Raw genomic sequence first — 1857 nt, 5'->3', positions numbered from 1 at the left:
AAATGAGATTAGCCATGATTCCGCCGCCGTAACCGATCAGATTTCCTCCGATATCACCAAAAAGCGATGAAAAATCGTGCTCTCCTGATGTCGGCCAGTTCGGAAAAATCGTTTTGCAATTGGCTCTGATTGTAGCCAGCCACCAATACGACAGCAGTGACCAAGGGAAGGGCGAGGGTATTGATGCGGACAGAGATACTCAGTTTCAATCGCGTCCCCGAAATGCCAAGTACCAGCGGCCTATTCCGCCGGTATAATCCGCAGATTACCTAAGGCAACGTCAATTTTGTGTGAACGAGGTGTTAATTTTTCGTTAAATTTCCGTGAAACGAATATAGCAGCATGTCCCCCCTTCCGCCGCACTGTTGACTAAAAATTCAGCATGCATAAACTGGCATATGCGTTTAACCAGAGCCAGTCCTAAGCCGGTTCCTTCGGAGCCCCGCATCTTTGCCGATGCGGCAGGGTTGTTCAACATAGATAGCACGGCATCGGGCAACCCGCGGCCAGTGTCGGAAACAGAAATTGTCGGGGCGTCGAGGCGTACTGTTACCTGGCCCTCGTCGGTGTACAGGCAGGCATTGCGTATCAAATTGCCGATTGCAGCAGACAGCAGGCGGACTGGCGCATGCACGAAAAAATCCTCTCCGCCGGAAAAGGTCAAGACGATCGGCTTGGCGCCAATCAAGCCTTGGTAGCGCGCGACCTCTTCTCGCGCAAGCTGCGCCATCGAAAGCGGCTCCGATTCGATGAGGTCGGGCGAACGCGCTAGCAGCAAGAGTACCTCAACGCTGTCCGACGCGTCTTTCGCGGCGCGCACGATACGCTCTGCTGGGGCGTGCAAATGCGGCTGGCCGTACGTGGCCTCGACTAGTATTTCCCCGGCACCCGCAATTACGGTCAAGGGCGTGCGCAATTCATGGCTGACATCTCCAGTAAAGCTGCGTTCCCGTTCCAAGAAAACCTGTAATTCCGCAGTGTGGTTAGCAAAGGCGCGGGCTAGGATGCCCAATTCGTCCTTATTATTCTGCAAGGGTAATTCGGCTCGGCGTTCTTTCACTGCCGCCGACAGTTCGGCAATTGGCCCGACGACGCGCTGTCCCACGAAATGCCCCAGCAAGAGCGACATGGCGATGAAAACGAAAAGGCCAACTAGCAGCAGGCTATAGACCGCCAGTTCCACGTCCTCATAATCGGATGCATGATCGACCACGACGAATGGGCCGGTAGCATCGCGTCCGGCAAAGACATGCAGCCCTATGCCGTCGACCGTCACGTCGTGCACACCTGAAGGCAAATCGCGCAGGGACTGGGGAATCGACTGGCCGTGATTAAAGCTCACGCCTGCCGGCATTTCGACCGGAAGTTTACCGGCATGACGAGGCGATGCCCAAGCCGCTATATCTTTAAGACGCTCATCAACCAAGCGCGATTCGATCCCTTCCACGACGATGACAGCGGCAATTGCGAACAGGATGCAGGTGCCCAGCGAGAAGAGCAGATAGGCGCGTACGATGCGCCGACCGAGGGAGTGAAAGTGTTGAGGCATGACTGGAGCTCGCCGTGAAGGAAGCAGCAAGTCTACAGTAAGCGTGATTTCTATCTCACATTCACCTTGCGCAAAAAGCCGTAAAATTCGCTCCAATTCGATAGTCTGAAAAACTGACTCTTGCGAAAAGGGCCTTCAATTGGGGCACTTTCAAGGAGATGGCATCGGATCGTCTCGCCCTTGGCCAGCAATCTACCGGACTTAAGCCTGTCGATTTTTTTACGATTGAACGTCGAAATCGCTTGACAAGATGACCGCTTCGCGCGGCCGCCGCCCTGCACGCGAGGTTTTTTTTCGCGTGCAGGGCG

At 54.8% G+C, this 1857-nt stretch carries 2 protein-coding genes; both read right to left on the bottom strand.

The genetic code is table 11. The features are described from left to right. Window positions 1-313: 313 nt before the first annotated feature. A complete protein-coding gene (locus F1735_RS33345; RefSeq protein ID WP_167241272.1) occupies window positions 314-1549 on the bottom strand; it encodes a sensor histidine kinase in 1236 nt (411 codons plus the stop codon). A gap of 50 nt (window positions 1550-1599) precedes the next feature. Continuing rightward, a partial coding sequence (locus tag F1735_RS35975) for a hypothetical protein (protein WP_222853167.1) occupies window positions 1600-1857 on the bottom strand: 258 nt, incomplete at its 5' end.

Origin of the sequence: Massilia genomosp. 1, assembly GCF_011682185.1 — a bacterium.
Classification (GTDB): Bacteria; Pseudomonadota; Gammaproteobacteria; order Burkholderiales; family Burkholderiaceae_D; genus Telluria_A; species Telluria_A rubra.
The sequence above is the reverse complement of the archived record's forward strand: the minus strand, read 5'-3'. Positions and strand labels throughout refer to the sequence as shown.

What these genes read in the sequence shown, in the direction of transcription:
- F1735_RS33345 (WP_167241272.1), bottom strand. Translation starts at nt 1,549, where the DNA reads ATGCCTCAACACTTTCACTCCCTCGGTCGGCGCATCGTACGCGCCTAT.